Here is a 20,753-nt window from a genome sequence, read left to right as displayed (position 1 = left end):
GAATACGCAAAATGATTTGGCCACACACCGTCATCGACAGATTTGTTTAACGCTGATAATTCCTGATCCAGCCGTGCACTTTGTCGGCCGGCATGGGGCGAGCGATGCCGTAACCTTGGGCTTTTGCGCAGCCCAGTTCCAGCAAGGCCTGTTTATGGCGCTCGGTTTCAACGCCTTCGGCGATAACTTCCAGTTTAAAGGCCCGCGCCAAGCTGATCACGCCTTCGACGATGGCGTGATCACTGGGGTCTTCTATCATATCGCGCACGAAACTCTGGTCTATCTTGATGGTTTGTATGGGTAAATGGCGCAGATGCGACAAGGACGAGTAGCCGGTGCCGAAATCGTCCAGCGCGATGCTGATACCCAATTTATCCCGGCAGTTCTGTATCACTTGGCTCACGGTAGCCAGATCGTCCAGTACGCCGCTTTCCAGCACTTCGATCTGAAACTGTCGCGGGTCCACCCGATCATAACGCCTCAAGGCATCGCTCAAATCGGCAAAAAATCCGGCCGACTTGATATGTTTGGGGGAAATATTGACGCCGACCTGTAACTTTAACCCTGCCTCGTTCCACAGCTCGAGTTGTTGCAGGGCATGCCCGATTACCCAGGTATCCAGCGCCAGTTCGAGTTCCGTCCCCGCAAGCTGATGCAAAAATGCCGCCGGCGACAACATGCCGTTGGTCGGATGATTCCAACGTATCAAGGCTTCCATGCCGAACACCCGATCGCTTTGCATATCCACCTTGGGTTGGTAATACAAGCAAAATTCGTCGCGCTCCATGGCCTGTTTGATTGCGGCAAGCTGGCGTTGAAACACTTGCAGGGCTTTTTCCCGCGAGGTATCGAATAATTGGTAACAATTGCGTCCGCCGAGCTTGGCTTGATACATGGCCTGGTCGGCATGGCGCAACAAGGTATCGGGATCGGCATCGTCCCTGGGGTAAAAGGTCACTCCGCAACTGGCGGCGATGCTCAGCGTCTGACCGTTCAAAAAATAGGGCTCCGCGATGCTGGCGAGCATTCTGCTCACGATGGCTTCGCACTGCGCTTGAGACTCCAGATCGGCAAACAGCAAGGCGAATTCGTCGCCGCCCTGTCTCGAAACATTATCCTGCGGCCTCATCACCTCGCGTATGCGCGCGGCCACTTCTATCAACAATCCGTCACCCATGTCCCTGCCGAAGCGGTCGTTGATTTGTTTAAAGCCGTCCAAGTCCAGATAACAAACCGCCAGCAGGGTTTTATGCTTATTGCAGTTGGCTATGGCCAGATTAAAGCGTTCGGCAAAAAGATTGCGGTTGGGTAAATGGGTCAGAATGTCGTAATTGGCCACCAGCCTAAGCGCGTGCTGTTTCAGCAGCAGATTGTTGATGCGGACGAACAATTCTTCTTCGACGACCGGCTTGATGATGTAATCGGTAATTCCGAGATTGAACAACTGCAGGCGGCGGGTGCGATCGTCGAAAGCGGTGATGGCAACCACCGGAGTATCGCCCTTGCTGCCCAATTGACGGCGTATCAGATTAACGAAATTCAAACCGCTCATCATGCCGTCCAACACGATATCGGTCAGTACCAGATCGTAATCTTCGGCGAGAAAATAGGCCCAGGCCTCATCCGCCGAAGCAAATGCATCCACTTTCAGATTACGGGCTTGCAACAAGGCACACACCATTTCGCGTTGCGAGCGGCTGTCTTCCACATAAAGAATCCTGCCGGTCGATTTTTGCCCCTGAAACGGAAACCGCCTGATATACGCCAGCAACTGGTTGATATCGCGCTTTTGGAAAATATCGGTCACCCCGGACGGCAAGGCTTTTTTCAACAGATCCTGCGAATCGACCGAAGTCAGCAACACAAACGGCTTGTAGACGTTTTTGGTAATATCGCGCACCGCTTTGCATAACTCTATGCCTTCCATGTCCTTCAAATAAAAACTTGAACAGACAAAGTCCATATACTGCTCGCGAATCAATTCCAAGGCTTGCCGGCCGTTATCGCAGATGGCCAGCTGGTAATCGGTTTCCGAAAACGCGGACCTGAACATCCCCTGGTAGGCCTTGCTGTCTTCCACCAGTAAAATTTTACGTTGCGCGGAGGGTAGGGATTCGAATCGGCGTGGCATGATTTATCGGATAAATAATTTTTTCATATGGTAAACAAATAAGCCTGATACCCGGAAAAACATTACAAAAACCTTACACCGGCGCACAAAAAAATTGCCGTTTAACGGCTTAATGATGCACGGTTCCCATGCGCCGCGAAAAATCTCCGTCCGCCAATCAGCGGTTTTTTACGGATGGGCTAAGCAGGAAAACGGAGGATTTAAAAAACCCGGCGCCATCCGGATCAATGAAAGTTTCGCCGGCGCGCCCGCCGACCTACAATATACCGTTATTTTCCAATCCGACCAGCCCGCATGAGCCTTGCCAGCAACATAGACAGCCTGACATTTCCCTTGTCCGGCACCCGCCTGATCGAAGCCAGCGCCGGCACCGGCAAGACCTATACCATAGCTGCCCTGTATGTGCGCCTGATACTCGGCCACGGCTGGCTGGGCGCGGAATTATTGCCGCCGGATATTCTGGTGGTGACCTTTACCGAAGCGGCCACCCAGGAACTGCGCGAACGGATCCGCGCCCGCCTGACCCAGGCGGCGGGATTTTTCCGCGAAAAGACCGGCGGCGACGAATTCTTGCGGCGACTGCGGGACGATTATGCCGCCGAACAATGGCCGACCTGCGCCTACCGGCTGGAGCTGGCGGCCAACTGGATGGACGAGGCAGCTGTTTATACCATACACGGCTGGTGCAACCGCATGCTGCAACAGCATGCCTTCGACAGCGGCGGTTTGTTCAAGCAGGAGGTCGATACCGACGACCGGGAGCTGCTGAACCAAGTCGTCCGGGACTATTGGCGGCAATTTTTTTATCCCCTTTCCACCACCGCTTGCCGGGCGGTTTACCGGCTGGCCAGTTCGCCGGAGCAACTGGCCGGCGTCTTGAGACCGTTGTTGTTCGAAACCGAGGCCCTGGGACTGGAAGCCCCGGAAAACGCGCTTGCCCAAGCATTTCAAGCCTGGGAAGACTGGGCAATTCAAGCCGAGCAACTGGAACAAGCCGCCCGCTCCCTCTGGCGGGACGACCTGCCAGCCCTGCAAAACTTGTTGAACGAAGCATCGGCAAACGGATTGCTCAACGGCAACCTCTACCGCAAGGCCGGCTTCGCCGACAAACTGCGCCAACTGGCCGCCTGGGCAAACGGCGAGCCGCTCGCCGCCGAGGCCTTGATGAAATTCGGCCAACAATCGCTGCAAGCCGGCCTGACCAAGGCCCATCAAGACCAAGCCCCACTGTTCGAAACCGCGCCGTTCAGGGCCATCGATGATTTGGCCGCGCATGCCGCAAACGAAACCGACATGGCCGACATCATCACCCGCCATGCCATCCATTGGCTACGGGCCCGTTACGACGCCGAAAAACAACGCATGGCGCGCATGACCTTCGACGACATGTTACAGCGTTTGGATCTGGCCTTGCGCGGCGGCAACGGCGAGCGGCTGGCGGCGGCCATAGTCAAGCAATATCCGCTGGCCTTGATCGACGAATTTCAGGACACCGATCCGGTGCAATACCGCATATTCGCCCGTCTCTACCCCGCCGAAGCCGATAGCGGCCCGGGCTGCTTCATGATAGGCGACCCGAAGCAGGCGATCTATTCGTTTCGAGGCGGCGACATTTTTACCTATTTAAAAGCGCATCAAGCCACGCTGGGCCGCCATTACACCCTAAGCACCAATTTCCGCTCCACGCAAGCCATGGTCGACGCCGTCAACCGGATATTCATACATGCCGAAAACCAACAAGCAGCCGGCGCATTTTGCTTCAAGCGACAGGATGGCAATCCGCTGCCCTTCATACCGGTTGCGGCGCAAGGCCGCGAGGAAGTCTGGCTGGTCGACAACCAAGCCGCGCCCGCCCTGAGCTTTTGGCAAATCGCCGACGAACAAGCCATCGGCATGCCGGCCTATCGCCGGCAAATGGCGGCCGCCACCGCCAGCGAAATCGTCAGGCTTCTACACGGCGCCGGCGCCGGTCGGACCGGTTTCACGGGCCCCGACGGCGACCTGCGACCCTTGCAACCGGCCGACATTGCCATTCTGGTACGTAGCGGTCACGAAGCCCGGCTCATGCGTCAAGCGCTGGCGGAACGCCAACTGCGCAGCGTCTATCTGTCCGAGCGCGAGTCGATATACGCCAGCGCAGAAGCCGTCGATATACTGATCTGGCTGCAAGCCCTGGCCGAGCCGCGCAACGAACGCAAGGTGCGGGCCGCCATTGGCACCGCCACGCTAGGTTGGAGCTACCAAAGTCTGCGGCAACTAGCGCTGGACGAACTGGCCTGGGAGCAACATCTGGAGCGCTTCATGGGCTACCGCGAACGCTGGCTGCAAGACGGCATTCTGCCCACCCTGCGACAACTGATGAGCGACTACGCACTGCCCGCCCGCCTGCAATGTCTGGTGGACGGCGAACGCCGCCTGACCAATCTGTTGCATCTGGCCGAGCTGTTGCAACAGGCTGGCAGCCGTCTGGAAGGCGAACAGGCCCTGATCCGGCATCTGGCCGAAACCATCGCCGCCGACCAGACCGGCGAGGAAAGCGTCATCCGGCTGGAAAGCGACGCCAACCTGATCAAAATCGTCACCATCCATAAGTCCAAGGGTCTGGAGTACCCCTTGGTATTTCTGCCGTTTATCTGCGGCTTTCGCGAAGTCGGCGGCCGCGACCACTATTACCGTTATCACGATAGCGAATTCGCTCTGCACGTGGATTTGCAAAAAAGCGAAGACAGCAAGGCCGGCGCCGACAGGGAACGCCTGCAGGAAGACCTGCGCCTGTTGTATGTAGCCATCACCCGCGCCCGCTACGCCTGTTGGCTAGGTATGGCGGCGATCAAAAGCGGCCCGGGCAAAGCCAGCCACTTGCACAAGAGCGCCATCGGCTATGTGCTGGGTTGGCGGGCCGGTATGGCGGCAAGCGAATTAAACGTCCGACTGACCGAACTGCGTGGCGCTTGCCCCGCCATAGACATACTCGAAGCGCCGGCCGCCGCCGCGGACATTTATCGGCCCGCGGACTCGGCAACGGCCGTCGATGGCCCGCGCCAGTCGACCGCCGTTATCGGCGACGACTGGTGGATTGCCAGCTATTCGGCCCTGCAAACCGAGGGCGGCTCCGCGCCGTCCATTGAGGCGGACACCTTCCGCGACGACAAACGCATAGACGAACTCGATCCCACTCCCGCGCTTACCGCGCCGGCCGCCCAAGGCATTCATGCCCTGCCGCGCGGCGCCGGTCCCGGTGTGTTGGTGCACGAATTGATGGAGCAATGCGCTCAGCTGGGATTTTCCTGCCTGCAAGCGCGCCCCGAACTGGCAGCTCAAATGATAAACAGTATTTTCAAGCAGCCGGACTGGGACAATAAGCGGGAAACTTTGCGGCAAGCCTTACAACAATGGCTGACCTTACCCTTAACCGGAGCGGACGGCATCGGCCTGTCCGGGCTGGACCGCGCCGCTTATCAAGCAGAAATGGAGTTTTTGCTGGGTGCCGACAATGTCGATGCGCTGGCCGTCGACAGTCTGGTTTGTCGACATACCTTTGGCGGACAAACCCGGCCGCGCCTACAGGCCAAGCAAATCAACGGGCTGTTGAAAGGCTTTATCGATCTGGTATTCGTGCACGAGGACCGATATTACGTGCTGGATTACAAATTCAACGCCCTGGGCAACGATGCCGGCGCTTACAGCCAGGACAAACTGGAGCAAGCCATGCTGAACAAACGTTACGACCTGCAAGCGGTCCTTTATCTGCTGGCACTGCATCGTTTGCTGAAAAGCCGGCTGGGAACGGCTTACGCTTACGACCGGCATATCGGCGGCGGCGTGTATCTGTTTTTGCGCGGGGCGGACAGCGCCGGCGCGGGTCGCTTGTCGTTCAAACCACCGGCAATGCTGATAGAAGCCCTGGATCGGCTGTTTTGCGGTGCGGCCACTACCGGTATTGCGGCATGAGACAACTGAAAGTCCTGCAACGCATCGACCATTGGGTAGCCTTGGGTTGGCTGAGCCGGCTCGACCGCGCGTTTGCCGGTTTTTTACTCGACCTGGACCCAAGCGCCAGTGACGGCGTGGTGTGGGCCGGCGCGCTGGTCAGCCATCAACTGGGACGCGGCGAGGTCTATCTGGACCTGGAAAAGCTCGGCGCCAACCCCGGCCCTACCCTGGCGATTCCCGCCGATGAAGCCCGCCAGGCCGCGGATGAAACCTGCATACGGGAGCTGGCGCAGCTGAATGCCTACAGTTTGGCCGATTGGCTACGAACCCTGGCGCATTCCAGTCTGATAGCCCCCGCCGCGGGCAGCACCCCGCTGGTGTTGCACGGCGCCCGCCTATATCTGCGCCGTTATTGGCAATATCAGCAAATTCTGGACAGCGAAATCGGCTCGCGCTTACAGCCGGTCAGAGACAGCCTGCCGGCCTCCCTGCTCGCCGAAATCGACGACTTGTTCGACAGCGACGCCGCGCAAACCGACTGGCAGAAAGTCGCCTGCGTGCTGGCCTTGCGGGCTCGCTTTGCCATCATCACCGGCGGCCCAGGCACCGGTAAAACCACCACGCTGACCAAATTGCTGAGTTTGTTGATACAACTGGCCGCCGACGAACGGCAACGCAAGTTAAGCATTTTGCTGGCCGCCCCCACCGGCAAGGCAGCGGCCAGAGTCAGCGAATCGATAAGCAAGGCTCTGGAACATCTGGCGCTGGCGGACCACATCCGCCGGCAGATCCCGAAAAAAGCCGCCACCCTGCACCGGCTGCTGGGCAGCCGCCCGGACAGCCGCCGCTTTCAACATCACCGGCACAACCCGCTGGCGGCGGACATCGTCATTGTCGACGAAGCTTCCATGATCGATCTGGAAATGATGGCGGCCCTGCTGGACGCGCTGCCGGCCGAGGCGCAACTGATATTGCTGGGCGACAAAGACCAATTGGCTTCGGTGGAAGCCGGGTCGGTGATGGGCGATTTATGCCGGGGGGCCGAACGGGCCGCTTACGACGCCGCCGCGCTGGCTTGGTTGAGCCGATACGCCGGCGTTAGCCTGCCGGCAGCCGAAGCCGGCTCGGCCATCAACCAGCAGACCGCGATGCTGCGCCGCAGCCACCGTTTCGGTGCCGACAGCGGCATCGGCCAACTGGCCGGCGCCGTAAACGCCGGCGATGCCGGCCGCGCGCAAGCGATTTTGCGGGACAAGCCGGCTTATCCCGACTTGCACGGCCTGCTGCTGTCCGATACAGCCGATGCGCGCCTGAAACAGCTGATCAGCGCCGAAACCGGCGACGCGCCGGGCTACGGCCATTATCGGCGCATGGTCGAACAGCCGCCGCGCGATGCGGCCGATTACGATCGCTGGGCCTTGGATGTATTACGGGCCTTCGACCGCTTCCGAGTGTTGTGCGCGGTCCGCCGAGGCGACTGGGGCGTCGAAGGACTGAATCAACGTATCGAGCAATGGCTGTTTCCCGGCAAAAAATCCGCCCTCTGGTACCCGGGCCGGCCGGTAATGATCAGCCGCAACGATTATAACCTGGGCCTGATGAACGGCGACATCGGTATTACCTTGAGCGATGCCGCCGGCAAACCGCGGGTGGTATTTCCGGACAGCGAAGTCGGCGGCGAGGCCTTACGCTGGATATCGCCGATGCGCTTGCCGGATGCGGAAACCGCCTTTGCGATGACGGTACACAAATCCCAGGGATCGGAATTCCACCACGTAGCCCTGTTGCTGCCCGCAACCTCGGGTCCCGTGCTCACCCGCGAACTGGTCTATACCGGCATCACCCGGGCCAAGGCGCAATTTACCTTGCTGGAAAGCCGCCCGGACGTATTTATGCAAGCCATACTGAACAGCATCCAGTAAACCCGCCGCGCTTTAAAAAGCACGGGACAAAGGCGGTATCGGGCGGCTTTGTCCCTGGTTTCCTCCTTTTGGCCGCGCGGAAGAAAGCAACTCGGCAATCGGTCCGAGCCCCGGTCGAGTGACATAGAAAGTGAAATGTGTGTCAAATTAGTGAAAAACCACTGACACAGATATTGAATAAATCCGCGTGAATTTGGTGCCTACTGAATTCTCGGACAGGTTCCCGACAAGACAAGACCACCTTGCGCTATTCGGCTTCCGACTTAAAGGGCTTACCCAACCATTTACACATTGACTAAGCCGTTAAAAAATGAATTACCCGTGCCAAAGTAAACAAGCCGCCGAAGTCCCGATTTATTTGCTTGAAGTCCGTGCTGCTAAAACTTCCTCGGAACAGTTGAACAAAAAGTCAATTCCCCGAAAAGGGACGATTTTTCTGGGGCACGCTACGCCAACCCATTAGCAATAACGGGTGGACATGGGCGAATGATTAAAAGACTGAACAGCGGCGCAATACCGCTTCGCTTCTTGGTGCCCCAACAACCTCACCTAAATTACGGCCTTTGGAGATAAAGCCATGCTAACAAAAAACGCTCTGCGCGCGGGAAAAACGCTATTGAAATTAAGTGTCCGCAATCTGTTGACCGGCGCGCTGTTGTTACCTGCAACGGGATGGACGGCCGACTGGACGCCTACTTATGGCGCAGTCACTTTTACCCGATCAACCGTGGCCGGTTTTTTTGTTTACATGGAGCCGACGGCCGCCACTAACATCAATACTTGTGCGGGGCATAACGCGGCGGAGCCCATATTCCATATGGTTTATCCAAGTAACGTCCCATCAGAAGCACAGAAGGTCATGATTTCCCAAATATCGTTGGCGGTGGCGCTCGGAAAACCCGTCAAGATTTATTCAGCCGCATGCAACACAACTAGCAAGCTCAATACTATCAACGAGATTTTGCTCGACGCAAACTAGCAGCCGACCGAAATTGCCGCTCTTCATCCGGCGAAGCCCCGCGCTGACGCGCATGTGCTCCAACCGTCAAGCGATAAGGAACGACGTAAAAAGGCGAGGGAACCTTGAAAACTTAAATACGCGAAAGACTGATTCCTATGATCGTCGGCCTGACCGCACTGGTTTCCGGTGCATCGAATATCGCTTTAGCCGACCAGGATACCGGCCGCGCGAAAGCCGTCGGTTGGCTGTTCCAACACCAGAACGGCGACGGCAGTTGGGGGCAAGGGTGGGCGAGTGCGGCGGCCACGGCGGAAGCTCTGGCGGCGCTGAAAAACGCCGGCGCCGACAAAGGCATTCATTACACCCGAGCGCAGGCGTGGCTGTCGAATTGTCAGACAGATAGCGTCGATTCCCTGGCCCGTAAAATTATCGCATTGGAAGATGCCGGCGTCGATACGGTAGAGCTGAGTCTGACCAGAACTCTGTTGGGACAAGGTAATGTTACCGGGGTTTGGGGGGCTTACGCCGGATACGGCGGCGGGTTTCCCGATTCCGGCTTGGCGATGGAAGCCTTACGCACGGCCGGCGTCACGGCCCCCGTCGCGGCCTATATCAACCTCACCACGGCGGGACAAGGGGTTGGGAATCAAGGTTGGTCCTACTGGGGCGGTGCACGGGGAGCCAACCAAACGCCCGCCATCTTGCCGACTGCAAGCAACATCACGGCGCTGAGCCATTTACATCAAGACGGGCGTAGCGGCGCCGCCACGCTAGTCTTGCGCGCCGCCACCTGGCTACTGGCCAGAAAGCAGAGCGACGGCAGCTTTACCGATCACGCCGCCGATACCGGCTCGGAACGGAACACCGCCAGCGCCTATCTCGCGTTGCAAGCGGCAGCGAATGCCGCACTTGCGCCGATCGGCACCGACACAGCATTGACGCAGGCCGCCACCTTTCTGCGGAGCAAGCAAGCGGCCGACGGCAGTTGGAGTGGCGACGCCTACGCCACGGCGCTCGCCTTGCGCACCTTCCCGGCCACAGTCATGGCCGACGCCGACCAAGATGGAATTCCCGACGCAGTCGAACCTTTTGTGGGCACAGACCCGAACCAAGCCGACGGCTGGAAATTGCTACCGCAAAACGGTTTGAGCGCAACGCCCAATCCAACCGGGCTGAGCGGCAATCCGATCGCGACCGAAGCGTTGGCTAATGTTCCTTTTTCGTATCCGTTAGCCGCAACCGGCGGCACGCCCGGTTACGCTTGGTCATTAGTTGGCGGGCAGTTGCCGCCCGGCATCGCGGTGAGCACAACTGAACCCTGGTCGCTTTCCGGCTCGCCCTCCGCGGCCGGTTCCTATCCTTTCGTATTGAACCTTAAAGACAGCCAGGGTGTTTCCGTAACCGTACCCGGATACCTGCGCGTCATCGCCGTAAACGACACGACAACCGATACGGACGGAGACGGCGTGCCAAGCTATTTCGAACTGCGCGACAAGTTGAATCCGCTCGCCGCCGACACCGATCATGACGGCATTCCCGACCGCCTCGAATGGAATAATTATCCCGATGATTGGGATACGGATCGGGATGGAATGCCCGACGCTTGGGAAAAGACTCACGCTTTTAATCGTAACGATCCCGGCGATGCGGGGCTGGATCCCGACGGTGACCAACTTTCGAATCTCGACGAATTCCGCCACCACAGCGATCCCAATGTCTTTGATACCGATCACGACAACCTGGGCGACGGCGCGGAAGTTCAGATCGGGCGTAATCCCAGTATCAACGAAGCGGTGGTGTTCGGCGTCGTCAACACACTACTAACCGGAAGATAAACCCTAATCAGGCCGAATTGCCGCGCCTTGTTAAAGGGCTGCGCACGGATGCGTTCTTGGAGATCGTAACTCATGCAAAACAATACGTCGCAAGCGACATCGCTCCTTTCAATCGCCGCCATCTTGGTGGTCGTCACGTTGGGGGCCTTGACATGGCATTATGTCGACAAACAAGCTGCCCTTTCCGAAGCTCCGTTAGCGAAAACCGAATCGGTAGTGAGCCCGCACGCCAAGCCGGCCCCACCGCGCGCCGACGCGGCCATGCTCGATTTCGACACCGTGGCCGAGACCATGGCAGCCACATACATCGGCGACGGACGCCCCAGCGAAGCCGACAGCTGGTCCGAGGGTATCGCCAATGGTCACCACGCCACTCAACAGCTGCTCGACGAACCTTCCGCTACCAGCAATCTATCGCCGCGCACCGAGCGGTTGCGGCAAAAACGCGATGGCTTCCGCGATTACCGTTACCAAATCGACGACTGGCTCGCCAACCAAGGTCTGGACGATTCGGCGCTGGCTGAACAAGTGCGCGACCGCTTCGACCGCCTCGACACCGCGTTCGGCCAAGTTCTCGACGCCAAAACCGACGGCGACCGCCAACGGGCCGAGGCGAACCTGCAAAATCTTTTGCAGCAGCTTCAGCCGCCGCGGGTATCGGTGCCAACCAAGCCTCAACCCACGTTTACCCTGCAGGAAGCAACAACGCTCACCCCCGACGACACGCCGAACGCGCCGCTGGCCGCGGAGCCCGAGGCCACCGCGTGCGGCTACCAAACGGCGGACCTTGACGACGCAATGCCGGAAATCAAGCTAAACGATCCTCAAATTTTGGCCCTCGCCGAAAGACTGCACTACTCGCCGACCGAGATTTACCAATACGTCAAAAACCAAATCGAATTCCAACCGTATTTTGGCTCCTTGAAAGGCGCCGCAACCGCCCTGGTTAGCGGCTCCGGCAACGCCACCGATCAGGCTTCGTTGTTGATTGCCTTGCTGCGCGCCTCCAAAATTCCCGCCCGCTACGTCTACGGCGAAGTGCGCTTCCCGAGTAACGATCCGCGGCTGTTGGATTGGCTAGGCGTCAAAGCAGACGAGGGTGCCCGCGCTCGTCTGCTCAATGGGCAAATACCGGTGACTAAATACATTGACAATAACGGTAATGTCACCGCCAATGCGTTTACTCACGTCTGGGTTGAAGCCTGCGTGCCCTACGGCAATTACCGGGGCTCGCGCAATGACGACAGCGGTTTCCATTGGATTCCGCTGGACGCGAGCTTTAAGGAAACGAGCCATGCCGACGGAACGACCGTTGCCGATGTTGCGAATTTCAGCTTCGACTACAACGCTTATTTGAGCAAACGCACCACCGTCATGCCGCAGGAAGCATTGCGGGATCAAATGGAAGCGCTGCTGGGGAAAACGCTGGCGCATGGCGGCGGCTACCGCAGCACCATTGTGCAGAAAAATATCGATGTATTGCCGAGCACCTTGCCATACGAAGTGGTGAACTTCAAGGATTGGGAAAGCGGTCAAGCCGAAACCGCGGCGCTGCCGGACAGCCACCGCTATTTCGCCGAGATCACGGCAAAGAATTCCGCCGGCAGCATCACCCTGGCTCCTAGCCTGAAGCTGCCAATGGCCGAACTCGCCGCCGGTCGCCTGACACTGTCCTTTACCCAAACCAACACGGCGAACACGGCCGCCGGCAAGGTCGCGACTTGGCAATCCGGTACGTCGATGGTAGTGCCTTGCGCCAGCGGCTCGACCTATCTGCAAACCCAGGTTCGGCCGGTTTTCAAACAGGAAGGGACGGATATCACGCCGATTGGAACCTATAATTCGGTGGGTTTTTGCTCCCGCAACAATCGGCTGGCGCTTCGTCTTTCGCTCAATAACAAGACCGTCAATCAGGTCGAATACTACAACATCGGCGCGCACAACTACCATGCGCTTCAGCTCTATGCCTTTCAGGCTTCCAACGCGATGCTGGAAACACGCTCCGCCAAGCTGCTTGCCGCCGTGGGCTCCAATGCCAATCCCAACGCGCAAATCGACGCCACCCTGGGCGAATACCTGCACATTGCCGGCCTGAAATACATGGGCTACATCACTGAGGCTGGCAAAACCGTTGGTAAGCTCTACGGCGAGACCGGCGACAGCGGCCATCACATTGGACTCACATCCACCGCCATGAAAGTGGAATATGTGTTCGATCTGCCCTTTGCAGTGTCGCGCAAAGGGCTGCTGGTCGATGTGCCGGGCGGCAGCTTCCGTTCCCGCAACGTCGCCACCGGTAGCTCAAATTACGACAGTTACCTGTTAGCGGGCTATTCCGGCTCCGCCTACGAATCGTATATCTGGCAGGAACAGGCCCACGTCGATGCCGTCAGCACCGTGCGCGGTCTGCAGTACGCCAGAGATACAGGATTGCCCGTTGTGGTATTGAGCAAAAGCGCGGACGTCGATACGCTACTGAATGTCGGTTGCGCGACGTCGCCGTACAACCTGAATTATTCGGCCACGGTTAAACAAAATCTAAAAGATTTGTTCATAAACCAGGGATATTTCCAGGTTACCCTGCCGCGTTGCCTGATCAATTACGACGGTTGGGCCGGAGCCGTATGGATTGCGGAAAAAGCCAGTCTCGACGGCCAGCGGAACCTACTGTCAGCCGAGACCAGCTATACGATTTCAGGCCAGTACCTAACGGCTCAGGGTGGTTATTCCCTCTCCACGCCAATCTCCAATACCTATTCGTCCTGGTTGAATACCGGCTATCAAGGGGTGTTTAAGCCTGCAACCACAAATTTTCTAACCGTGGGCTCGGTAACCAACTCCAACCTCAAACTCAACTTAGTCAACTCCTACGGGGGCATCAACACCGGCAATGTCGCCACCAACAGCAGTTTCGGCGGCGACCCGGTCAATCTGGTGTCCGGCAACCTCTACCATCCCGAGCGGGATTTTACGATCAAGGGCCGGGGCGGGCTCGATCTGGTCTTCGAGCGCACCTACAATTCCAATGTTCGCAAGGATGGCCCGCTCGGCTACGGTTGGACGCACAGCTTCAACCACCAGCTTCAGTTTTTCGACGAAGACGCGAACGGCAAGGTCGATACCGCAATCTGGATCGACGGTACTGGCGCGGCTAATAAGTTGACCGTCGCGGGAACCGCTGCCGGAGTGCCGGTGAATACCAACCTTACGCCGCAAGCCGGTCTGCGCGTCAGCGCTAAACGGGAGGCCAACGGCGAATACAGCTTGAAGGAAAAATCCGGCCTGACCTTCTTCTTTCAAAACGTCGCCGGCACCGCGCGCCAGACCGCCAACCTGACGCGGGTGCTTGACCGCAACGGCAACACGTTGACGTTCGTCTACAGCGCCGGCAACCTGTTCACCGCCACCGACGGCATTGGCCGGTCACTACACTTCTGGTACGACAACGGTGGCAGCCACATCACCCGCATCACCGACTGGGCCGGCCGCACCTACCGATATACTTACGATAGCCGCGGCGACCTGGTCAAATACGAAAGCTCGGAAATGGTAGCCGGCAGCCGTGCCGGATCGACCAGCTATGCCTATTATCAAGCCGCGGACGGCACCAACCTCGACCATGCCCTGAAAGCCTACACCCGGCCGAACGGCAACGCCATGCAGTTCGAGTATTACGCCAACGGCAAGACCTTCCGCCACACCGACAGCCAGGGCCATAGCTACACCTTCCGCTACAACAAATTCCGCAGGGAAACCACCACCGTGGACGAGCGCGGCGTCAGCCAGACTCACCTGTTCAACGAATACGGCCAGCCGCTGCAACAATGGCAGGGCGACGGTTCGCGGCTGGTCTACGAATACCAGGATACCGCCAACCCGCTCAGCGAAACCCGGCGGCGCGACGCGCTCGGCCACGCGGTGCAATACAGCTACGACGCGATCGGCAACGTTACCGTCATGACCCAGCCAGACGGCAGCACCGTCACCTACCAGGATTACAACGCTTTCAATTTGCCGACCAAGATCAAGGACGTCAACGGTAACGTCACGCTGTACCGCTACGACGCCAACGGCAACCGCACCGAGACCATCGCCCTGAAGCCGGGTGTACATACTACGACCCCCACGGCCTCGCAAATCGCGGCCTGGACTATCCAAAGTTACGATGCCAACGGCAACCTGACCCGCGCGACGCGGGTAAAGGACTTTGCCACCAAAACCGGCCCTTACATCGAATACCACTACGACGCCCAGGGCCTGAACCCCGTTTCGGTCAAGCGCTGCGGCCTGCAGCAACTGGGCGGCGCCCTGGCCCAGCAATGCAGCAGCGCCAACCAAGTCTTCGACAATCTGGGCCGGCCGACGACCGCCGTCGATACGCGCTTCTACCCGGCCGAAACCCGCTACAACGCCGACGACCAAATCACCCGCGCCACCGACGCCATCGGCCAATGGCGCGACTTCGCCTACGACAACAACGGCAACGCCATCGGCGCCAGCCTGGCCGGCTTCGACGCCCAAGGCAACTACCGCCTGCTGCAACAACAAGTCGCCGAATACGACAGCCTCGATCGTCCGGTGGTCCAGCGCGACAGCGCCGGCCACGCCACCCGCACCGCCTACGACGAAACCGGTAACGCCGTCAAGATCACCAACCCCGACGGCTACAGCATTCGCTTCGAACGCGATGCCGTCGGTCGGCCGACCCGCGCCTTCGACGCCCAGGGCAACGCCGTCACCACCGAATACGACCTGGCCGGCCGCCCGGTGAAAACCACCGACCCCAACGGCCTTGTCAGCCAATACGCCTACTACGACAAAACCGGCAACGGCCGCCTGAGACGCCTGACCAGCCCCGACGGCCGCTACACCGACTATTTCTACGACGCCAACGGCAACGTCATTCGCAGCGTCGACAACGGCGGCCGCGAAACCCTGACCCAATACGACGCCTTGAACCGCCCGGTCAAAACCGTCGGCCCGGTTCACGACGCCTTGGGTCTGACCGGCATCCGCCAAGTCACCGAAACCCAATACACCGCGTTGGGCGATCTGCAAACCGTCCGCGCCGGCTACCGCGCCGCCGACGGCACCGAAACCCTCAGCACCCAGGCCAGCTACGTCTACGACGACTTCGGCCGCGTCATCGAGCAAAGCGACGCCCTGGGCCACGTCACCCGCTGGGTCTACGACGGCCACGGCCTGCCCGTGCGCCGCGAATCCGCCAACGGCCACATCGTCGAATGGACTTACGACCACGCCCGCGGCGGCCTGTTGACCCGGCAAACCGCCCGGCTGAAAGACACCGACCCCGCGCCCCACGTCACCGACTATAGCTACGATGCACTCGGCCAGCTTACTCATGTCGACGCCCCGGAAGTCAGTTACGACTACACCTACGATAACGCACAGCGTCTGGCAACGGCCACAGACAACCGTGGCAACAAGACCCTGACCTACCGCCACAGCCCCGGCGGCCTGCTCGACAGCCTGGAAGACAACGAAGGCTGGCGCCAGGACTTCCTCTACGATGCCGTGGGCCGTTTGAGTGCCATCCAGGCGCCGGGCGGCGCGCAGGCCAATTTCATCTTCGACGCCGGCGGCCGGTTGCGGGAAACCACCATGCCCAACGGCTACCGCAGCCTGTACCGTTACAGCGCCGGCGGCGACCTGGAAGAACTGGTCAACCGCGCGGCCGGCGGCGCCGAGGTCAGTCGCCACAGCTACGGCTACGACACCCTGGGCCGGCGTAACCGCCACCTGGAAGTCATCGCCGGCACCAGCACCGACTACCGCTACCAGTACGACACCCTGGACCGCTTGCGGGAAGTGCGCAGCCAAAACGACACCGCGTCGACCCTGCTCGAAGCCTACCAATACGACGCCTACGGCAACCGCCGCCAGCGCACCGCTCAGGACGGCAGCGTCCGCCGCTACCTGTACGACGCCACCCAGCAGCTGACTCAGGTCCGCAGCGGCAGCGACACCGGCGGCATTCTGACCGGCTACAGCTACGACGAAGTCGGCAATCAAATCCTTCAACTCAGCGCCGACTTTCTCATCCTGGACTACGACGCCCTGGATCGCCTAGCCTTGGTTCGAACCATCGGCACCAGCATCGCCACGGAACACTACCGCTACGACCACCAAGATCGGCGCATCGAAACCCTCACCGGCGGCACGCCGAAGCGTTTTGTCTACGCCGGACAGACTCTGTTGAGCGAATACGGCGCCGACTGGAACAGCGCCCAGGCTCATTACGCCTACGCCGGCCTCGACCGGCCGCTGATCCGCACCACGCCCGGCGACACGGCCTATTACCACGCCGACGGCTTGGGCTCCATCGTCGCCACCAGCAATGCCGCAGGTGCTATCACCGCCAGCGCCCGCTACGACGCCTTCGGCCAGACTATCGGCAAAACCGGCACGATACCCCGCTACGGCTACGCCGGCCGCGAACCGGATAAAAGCGGTTTGATATACTACCGGGCACGCACCTACGACCCCGGCTTGGGCCGCTTCGCCCAGCGCGACCCGGCGGGTTTTGCGGATGGGATTAATCCTTATGCTTATGTGGGGAATAATCCGATCAGCTTTAGCGATCCGTTGGGGTTGATGAAGGCGGTGCCGAGTATGGTGGCTGTGCCGTCGTATCCGGGGAGTGGGTCGGTGATGGCGAGGCTAGGCAACATAGGCTCGGAATTCATGACAACGGCGCGCGAAACGTTGAGGGTTCCGGGTGTAGCCGTAAGTATGGCTCCGGCAGCAGTAGTTGGTGATAGTGTCGCTGCTGTACTTGCGGGAGGGATTAAGGCATATAATTCTGCGTCGAATTATGCGGCAAAGGGCGTAGGCGAGATTGAAAATGCTGTTCTTGGCCGGATGCGTACCGGAAGTGCCACCAAGACAGATTCCTTGCATTCATTCCCGAATATGGTGGACAACTTCGTTGGAGATGCCACGAAATTCAGCATACCAACCAAAGGACCGGGTGGCCTAGTTATTCGACAGTCCGAGCTTTATCAAGTCGAAGGCGGTCTGAATAGTAAGCAGGGTGTTTTTGAATGGATTGTCGATCAAGGTCAAGTAACGCACCGACGATTTATTCCGAATGGACAGGTTACGGGGTTCCCGAACCAAATTCCACCGAAGCCCTAAAGGAATTTAATTTATGTCTGCTTTTGAAATGATGAAACGAGCCAATCTCCTGGAGTGGCATACGTTGCTTGTCGGTCTTGAGCATGGGTGGTGCGAAAAGTCGCACCTCATCAAATACGCTGAAGAGTGTTTGCGTCAGGTCTATGGTGAGATTGACGGCGATTTAATCAGTATCGTTATAGGAGAGTCCATTCCTGACGATGAACTAATTTCTGTTTGCCTTCGTTTTATTGAGGCATATGGGAAACCGCTGTCACAGGAAAAAAAAGACGAGGCTCTTGAGAAGTGGCGATTTGCACATCTCTCTTCACTGTTAGAGAGCCAGGATTCAGATGAGGAAAAAATTAATGCTCTTCAAGAGCTGTATAGTCAGTTCGGCTTCCCTGAGGATATGGCATCTTGCAGCATTTACAACTGCGATGGGATTGATCCATTAGATGCGGCGCAAAATGTTGTACAAAAGCTGGCGCAAAAAATCACTTGATTTAAATACGGCCGTACGGCGGATCAATCTTGTGACGAGGTGTAGGGTGGATTCGCCGATAGGCAATCCACCATCGATTGCCTTCCAACGGCGATAGCCTGTCCTGTTGTGATGGTCTTTGGATCGTTGGCGGGATGTTTGGCGGATTGTCGCTCCGAATCTGCCCTACGCCATCCCCATTAAATGCACGGTGGCGATTTTCTTTGGTTGATTTTTTGGGAGAAGTTGTGCCGAATTATCGACGGAATTTTGTGCCCGGTGGTTGTTATTTCTTTACTCTGAAAGTCACGTGTCAACCGCCCAAAAACTAACGACATAACGCCGTTGACTTTCATATGCCGGGGTGATTGCCAGGCCTTCATGAGCGTTACTCTGAAAACCCGATAACGTGCGCTAAATCCTGTTGACCGATAACGCGATAAGGTGCGCTGAATCCTGACAACCTATAGGATGCTGCCGACGCAAGGAGGCGCATCGGTCGCGTATGATGGCTTTAGACACACCAGGCGGAACCGCCCACAGGTTCCGCCAATTTGTTTTAAACCCAAAGCCGCCGAGATCAACCCTCGGCGGTGCTGGCTTACCTCTACGACGCCGCCCATGGCCGTACGGCGGATAACCCGTGACGTAAGGTGGATTCGCCGATAGGCAATCCACCATCGATTGCCTTCCAACGGCGATAGCCGCTCCTGTTGCGCTGGGCTTTGGGGCATTGCCGGGGTGTTTGGCGGATTGTCGCTGCGCTCCGAATCCGCCCTACGCCATCCCCATGGCATTGTACGATGTGTCTTCATTGGTTTTGGGGTGGGGCTGTGCCGAATTATCGACGGAATTTTGTGCCCGGTGGTTGTTATTTCTTTACGGTGAACTTGTTGGATCGCCAACGAACCCTGTTGACCGATCATATCGATTTGCTGCGCGACTCGGTGCGCAGGGTCAAACGCTTGTATCCGTTTTATATCGACACCTGGGTGGTGTTGCCGGATCATATGCACATGGTATTGACCTTGCCGCCCAATACCGACGATTTTCCCGTGCGTTTGCGCTTGATCAAGTTGTTGTTCGCCAAAGGGTTGCCGCGCACGGAACGTTTATCGGCCACGCGCCGCAAACGCCATGAGCGCGGTGTATGGCAAAGACGTTTTTGGGAGCATACGGTCATCGACGAATTGGACTATGTCCGGCATATTGATTACGTGCACGTTAATCCGCTGAAACATGGCTACGTCGAGCGGGTTAAAGACTGGCCGTACTCCACCTTCCATCGTTATGTTTTGAATGAAACTTTACCGCTGGATTGGTGTGGCGACATCAACCACGACACGGTGCGCTAAATCCTGGAGACCGATAGGATGCCGCCGTTAGGCGCATCGATCGCGACCGTTGTGCCTCGCCGCTGGCTCGGCACAACCTATATGGGGCGGACTTTATCGCGTTGTTCCGAGGGTCAATTCTCATCCCGCTTCGCCGGTGTATCATTTTCGTTACCCCATCCAACGCGATAACGTGCGCTAAATTTGATGGCCGATAGGATGCCGCCGACGTAAGGAGGCGCATCGGTCGCGTTTACCGCGGCAAATCCTCCGGCTTGAAATGCCGCCGTCTATGAATGACGCCGTGGATGTAGATCGTGTCGCTGATCAATTCATACAGGATGCGATAGGAATACAAACCGATTTCCCGTACATTCTCTTCGCCGATTTCCGGTACCATCCGGCCCAATTTGGGTAATTCCCGCAGCACTTCGATTTTCTCGGTGATGTCCTGTACCACGCGGGCGGCGTAGTGTTTGGAATCGTGGGCAATATACTGGTGGATCAGGCGCAAGTCTTCGCGCGCCAGTTTTGACCAGACGATCACCACTGCTCGATCTCGTGTTTCAGTTCCTCGTGGTTGATGATCTCACCTTTTTCGATAGCCTCTCGGCTCTTGCGCAGTTTGTCAATCACGTAGAGGCGGTACATGATTTCGTCGATGTCGGCATCATCGGGCAGGTGCCTCAGGGACTCCAAGGCCTCCTGTTTAAGCGATTGCGTTTGCATGATCGGTCTCCTCAGTGAGTGGTAGGGCTGGCTCGCGAAACAGGTGAGCGGCTGAATGCGGCTCTTGAAAGTGAAAAATCCAATCAACTCCGAATAACGAAATCCATTCGGAGGAAAGAAGGCGATAAATTCGTCCGATTACGTTTTGCTAATCGGACATAGCGCTAATAACAATGTCATAGAGTTTACGAATAATCCATTGCCGAATGCAAATGCGCCATTACCCAAGAGAGTCCAAGGAAGAGGTGTATAAGCAAGAACCATTCGGCAAATGATGTCTTCACTAA

10 protein-coding genes are annotated in these 20,753 nt (G+C 58.0%); 7 read left to right on the top strand and 3 right to left on the bottom strand.

Annotated features, from left to right (window positions below):
- Positions 1-46: 46 nt before the first annotated feature.
- Positions 47-2,131, bottom strand: coding sequence for a two-component system response regulator (locus tag NP590_RS12935; RefSeq protein WP_256602879.1), 2,085 nt, complete (start codon positions 2,129-2,131; stop codon positions 47-49).
- 294 nt (positions 2,132-2,425) lie between these two features.
- Here NP590_RS12935 and recB point away from each other — a divergent pair, with 294 nt between their 5' ends.
- The 7 genes from recB to NP590_RS12900 all read left to right on the top strand — a co-directional run bounded on the left by recB (position 2,426) and on the right by NP590_RS12900 (position 19,758).
- A complete protein-coding gene (recB, locus tag NP590_RS12930) occupies positions 2,426-6,082 on the top strand; it encodes an exodeoxyribonuclease V subunit beta (protein ID WP_256602876.1) in 3,657 nt (1,218 codons plus the stop codon).
- A complete protein-coding gene (recD, locus tag NP590_RS12925) occupies positions 6,079-7,986 on the top strand; it encodes an exodeoxyribonuclease V subunit alpha (RefSeq protein ID WP_256602875.1) in 1,908 nt (635 codons plus the stop codon). Before recB ends, recD begins: the two co-directional genes overlap by 4 nt.
- A 577-nt stretch (positions 7,987-8,563) precedes the next feature.
- Complete coding sequence (locus NP590_RS12920) at positions 8,564-8,965, top strand: hypothetical protein (protein ID WP_256602874.1); 402 nt, start codon at positions 8,564-8,566, stop codon at positions 8,963-8,965.
- A 137-nt stretch (positions 8,966-9,102) separates the two neighbouring features.
- A complete protein-coding gene (locus tag NP590_RS12915) occupies positions 9,103-10,782 on the top strand; it encodes a putative Ig domain-containing protein (protein ID WP_256602873.1) in 1,680 nt (559 codons plus the stop codon).
- Between the two features lie 72 nt (positions 10,783-10,854).
- Entirely contained in the window at positions 10,855-17,940 is a 7,086-nt protein-coding gene (locus NP590_RS12910; RefSeq protein WP_256602872.1) for an RHS repeat-associated core domain-containing protein, read from the top strand.
- A gap of 13 nt (positions 17,941-17,953) precedes the next feature.
- Positions 17,954-18,424: a DUF2247 family protein gene (locus NP590_RS12905; RefSeq protein ID WP_256602871.1), complete on the top strand. Its 471-nt coding sequence runs from the start codon at positions 17,954-17,956 to the stop codon at positions 18,422-18,424.
- A gap of 812 nt (positions 18,425-19,236) precedes the next feature.
- Positions 19,237-19,758, top strand: coding sequence for an REP-associated tyrosine transposase (locus NP590_RS12900; RefSeq protein WP_256602870.1), 522 nt, complete (start codon positions 19,237-19,239; stop codon positions 19,756-19,758).
- A gap of 232 nt (positions 19,759-19,990) precedes the next feature.
- Here the strand turns inward: NP590_RS12900 and NP590_RS12895 are convergent, their stop codons facing one another.
- On the bottom strand, positions 19,991-20,284 hold the full coding sequence (locus NP590_RS12895; protein ID WP_256602869.1) for a type II toxin-antitoxin system RelE/ParE family toxin: 294 nt from the start codon (positions 20,282-20,284) through the stop codon (positions 19,991-19,993).
- Entirely contained in the window at positions 20,281-20,466 is a 186-nt protein-coding gene (locus NP590_RS12890; protein WP_256602868.1) for a hypothetical protein, read from the bottom strand. Before NP590_RS12890 ends, NP590_RS12895 begins: the two co-directional genes overlap by 4 nt.
- Between the last annotated feature and the right edge of the window lie 287 nt (positions 20,467-20,753).

The organism is Methylomonas subterranea (assembly GCF_024505185.1).
In the GTDB taxonomy this organism is placed as follows: Bacteria; Pseudomonadota; Gammaproteobacteria; order Methylococcales; family Methylomonadaceae; genus Methylomonas; species Methylomonas subterranea.
The sequence above is the reverse complement of the archived record's forward strand: the minus strand, read 5'-3'. Positions and strand labels throughout refer to the sequence as shown.

Coding starts and splice junctions, on each gene's coding strand:
- recD (WP_256602875.1), top strand. CDS start 6,079: ATGAGACAACTGAAAGTCCTGCAACGCATCGACCATTGGGTAGCCTTG.
- recB (WP_256602876.1), top strand. CDS start 2,426: ATGAGCCTTGCCAGCAACATAGACAGCCTGACATTTCCCTTGTCCGGC.
- NP590_RS12915 (WP_256602873.1), top strand. CDS start 9,103: ATGATCGTCGGCCTGACCGCACTGGTTTCCGGTGCATCGAATATCGCT.
- NP590_RS12920 (WP_256602874.1), top strand. CDS start 8,564: ATGCTAACAAAAAACGCTCTGCGCGCGGGAAAAACGCTATTGAAATTA.
- NP590_RS12910 (WP_256602872.1), top strand. CDS start 10,855: ATGCAAAACAATACGTCGCAAGCGACATCGCTCCTTTCAATCGCCGCC.
- NP590_RS12905 (WP_256602871.1), top strand. CDS start 17,954: ATGTCTGCTTTTGAAATGATGAAACGAGCCAATCTCCTGGAGTGGCAT.
- NP590_RS12890 (WP_256602868.1), bottom strand. CDS start 20,466: ATGCAAACGCAATCGCTTAAACAGGAGGCCTTGGAGTCCCTGAGGCAC.
- NP590_RS12935 (WP_256602879.1), bottom strand. CDS start 2,131: ATGCCACGCCGATTCGAATCCCTACCCTCCGCGCAACGTAAAATTTTA.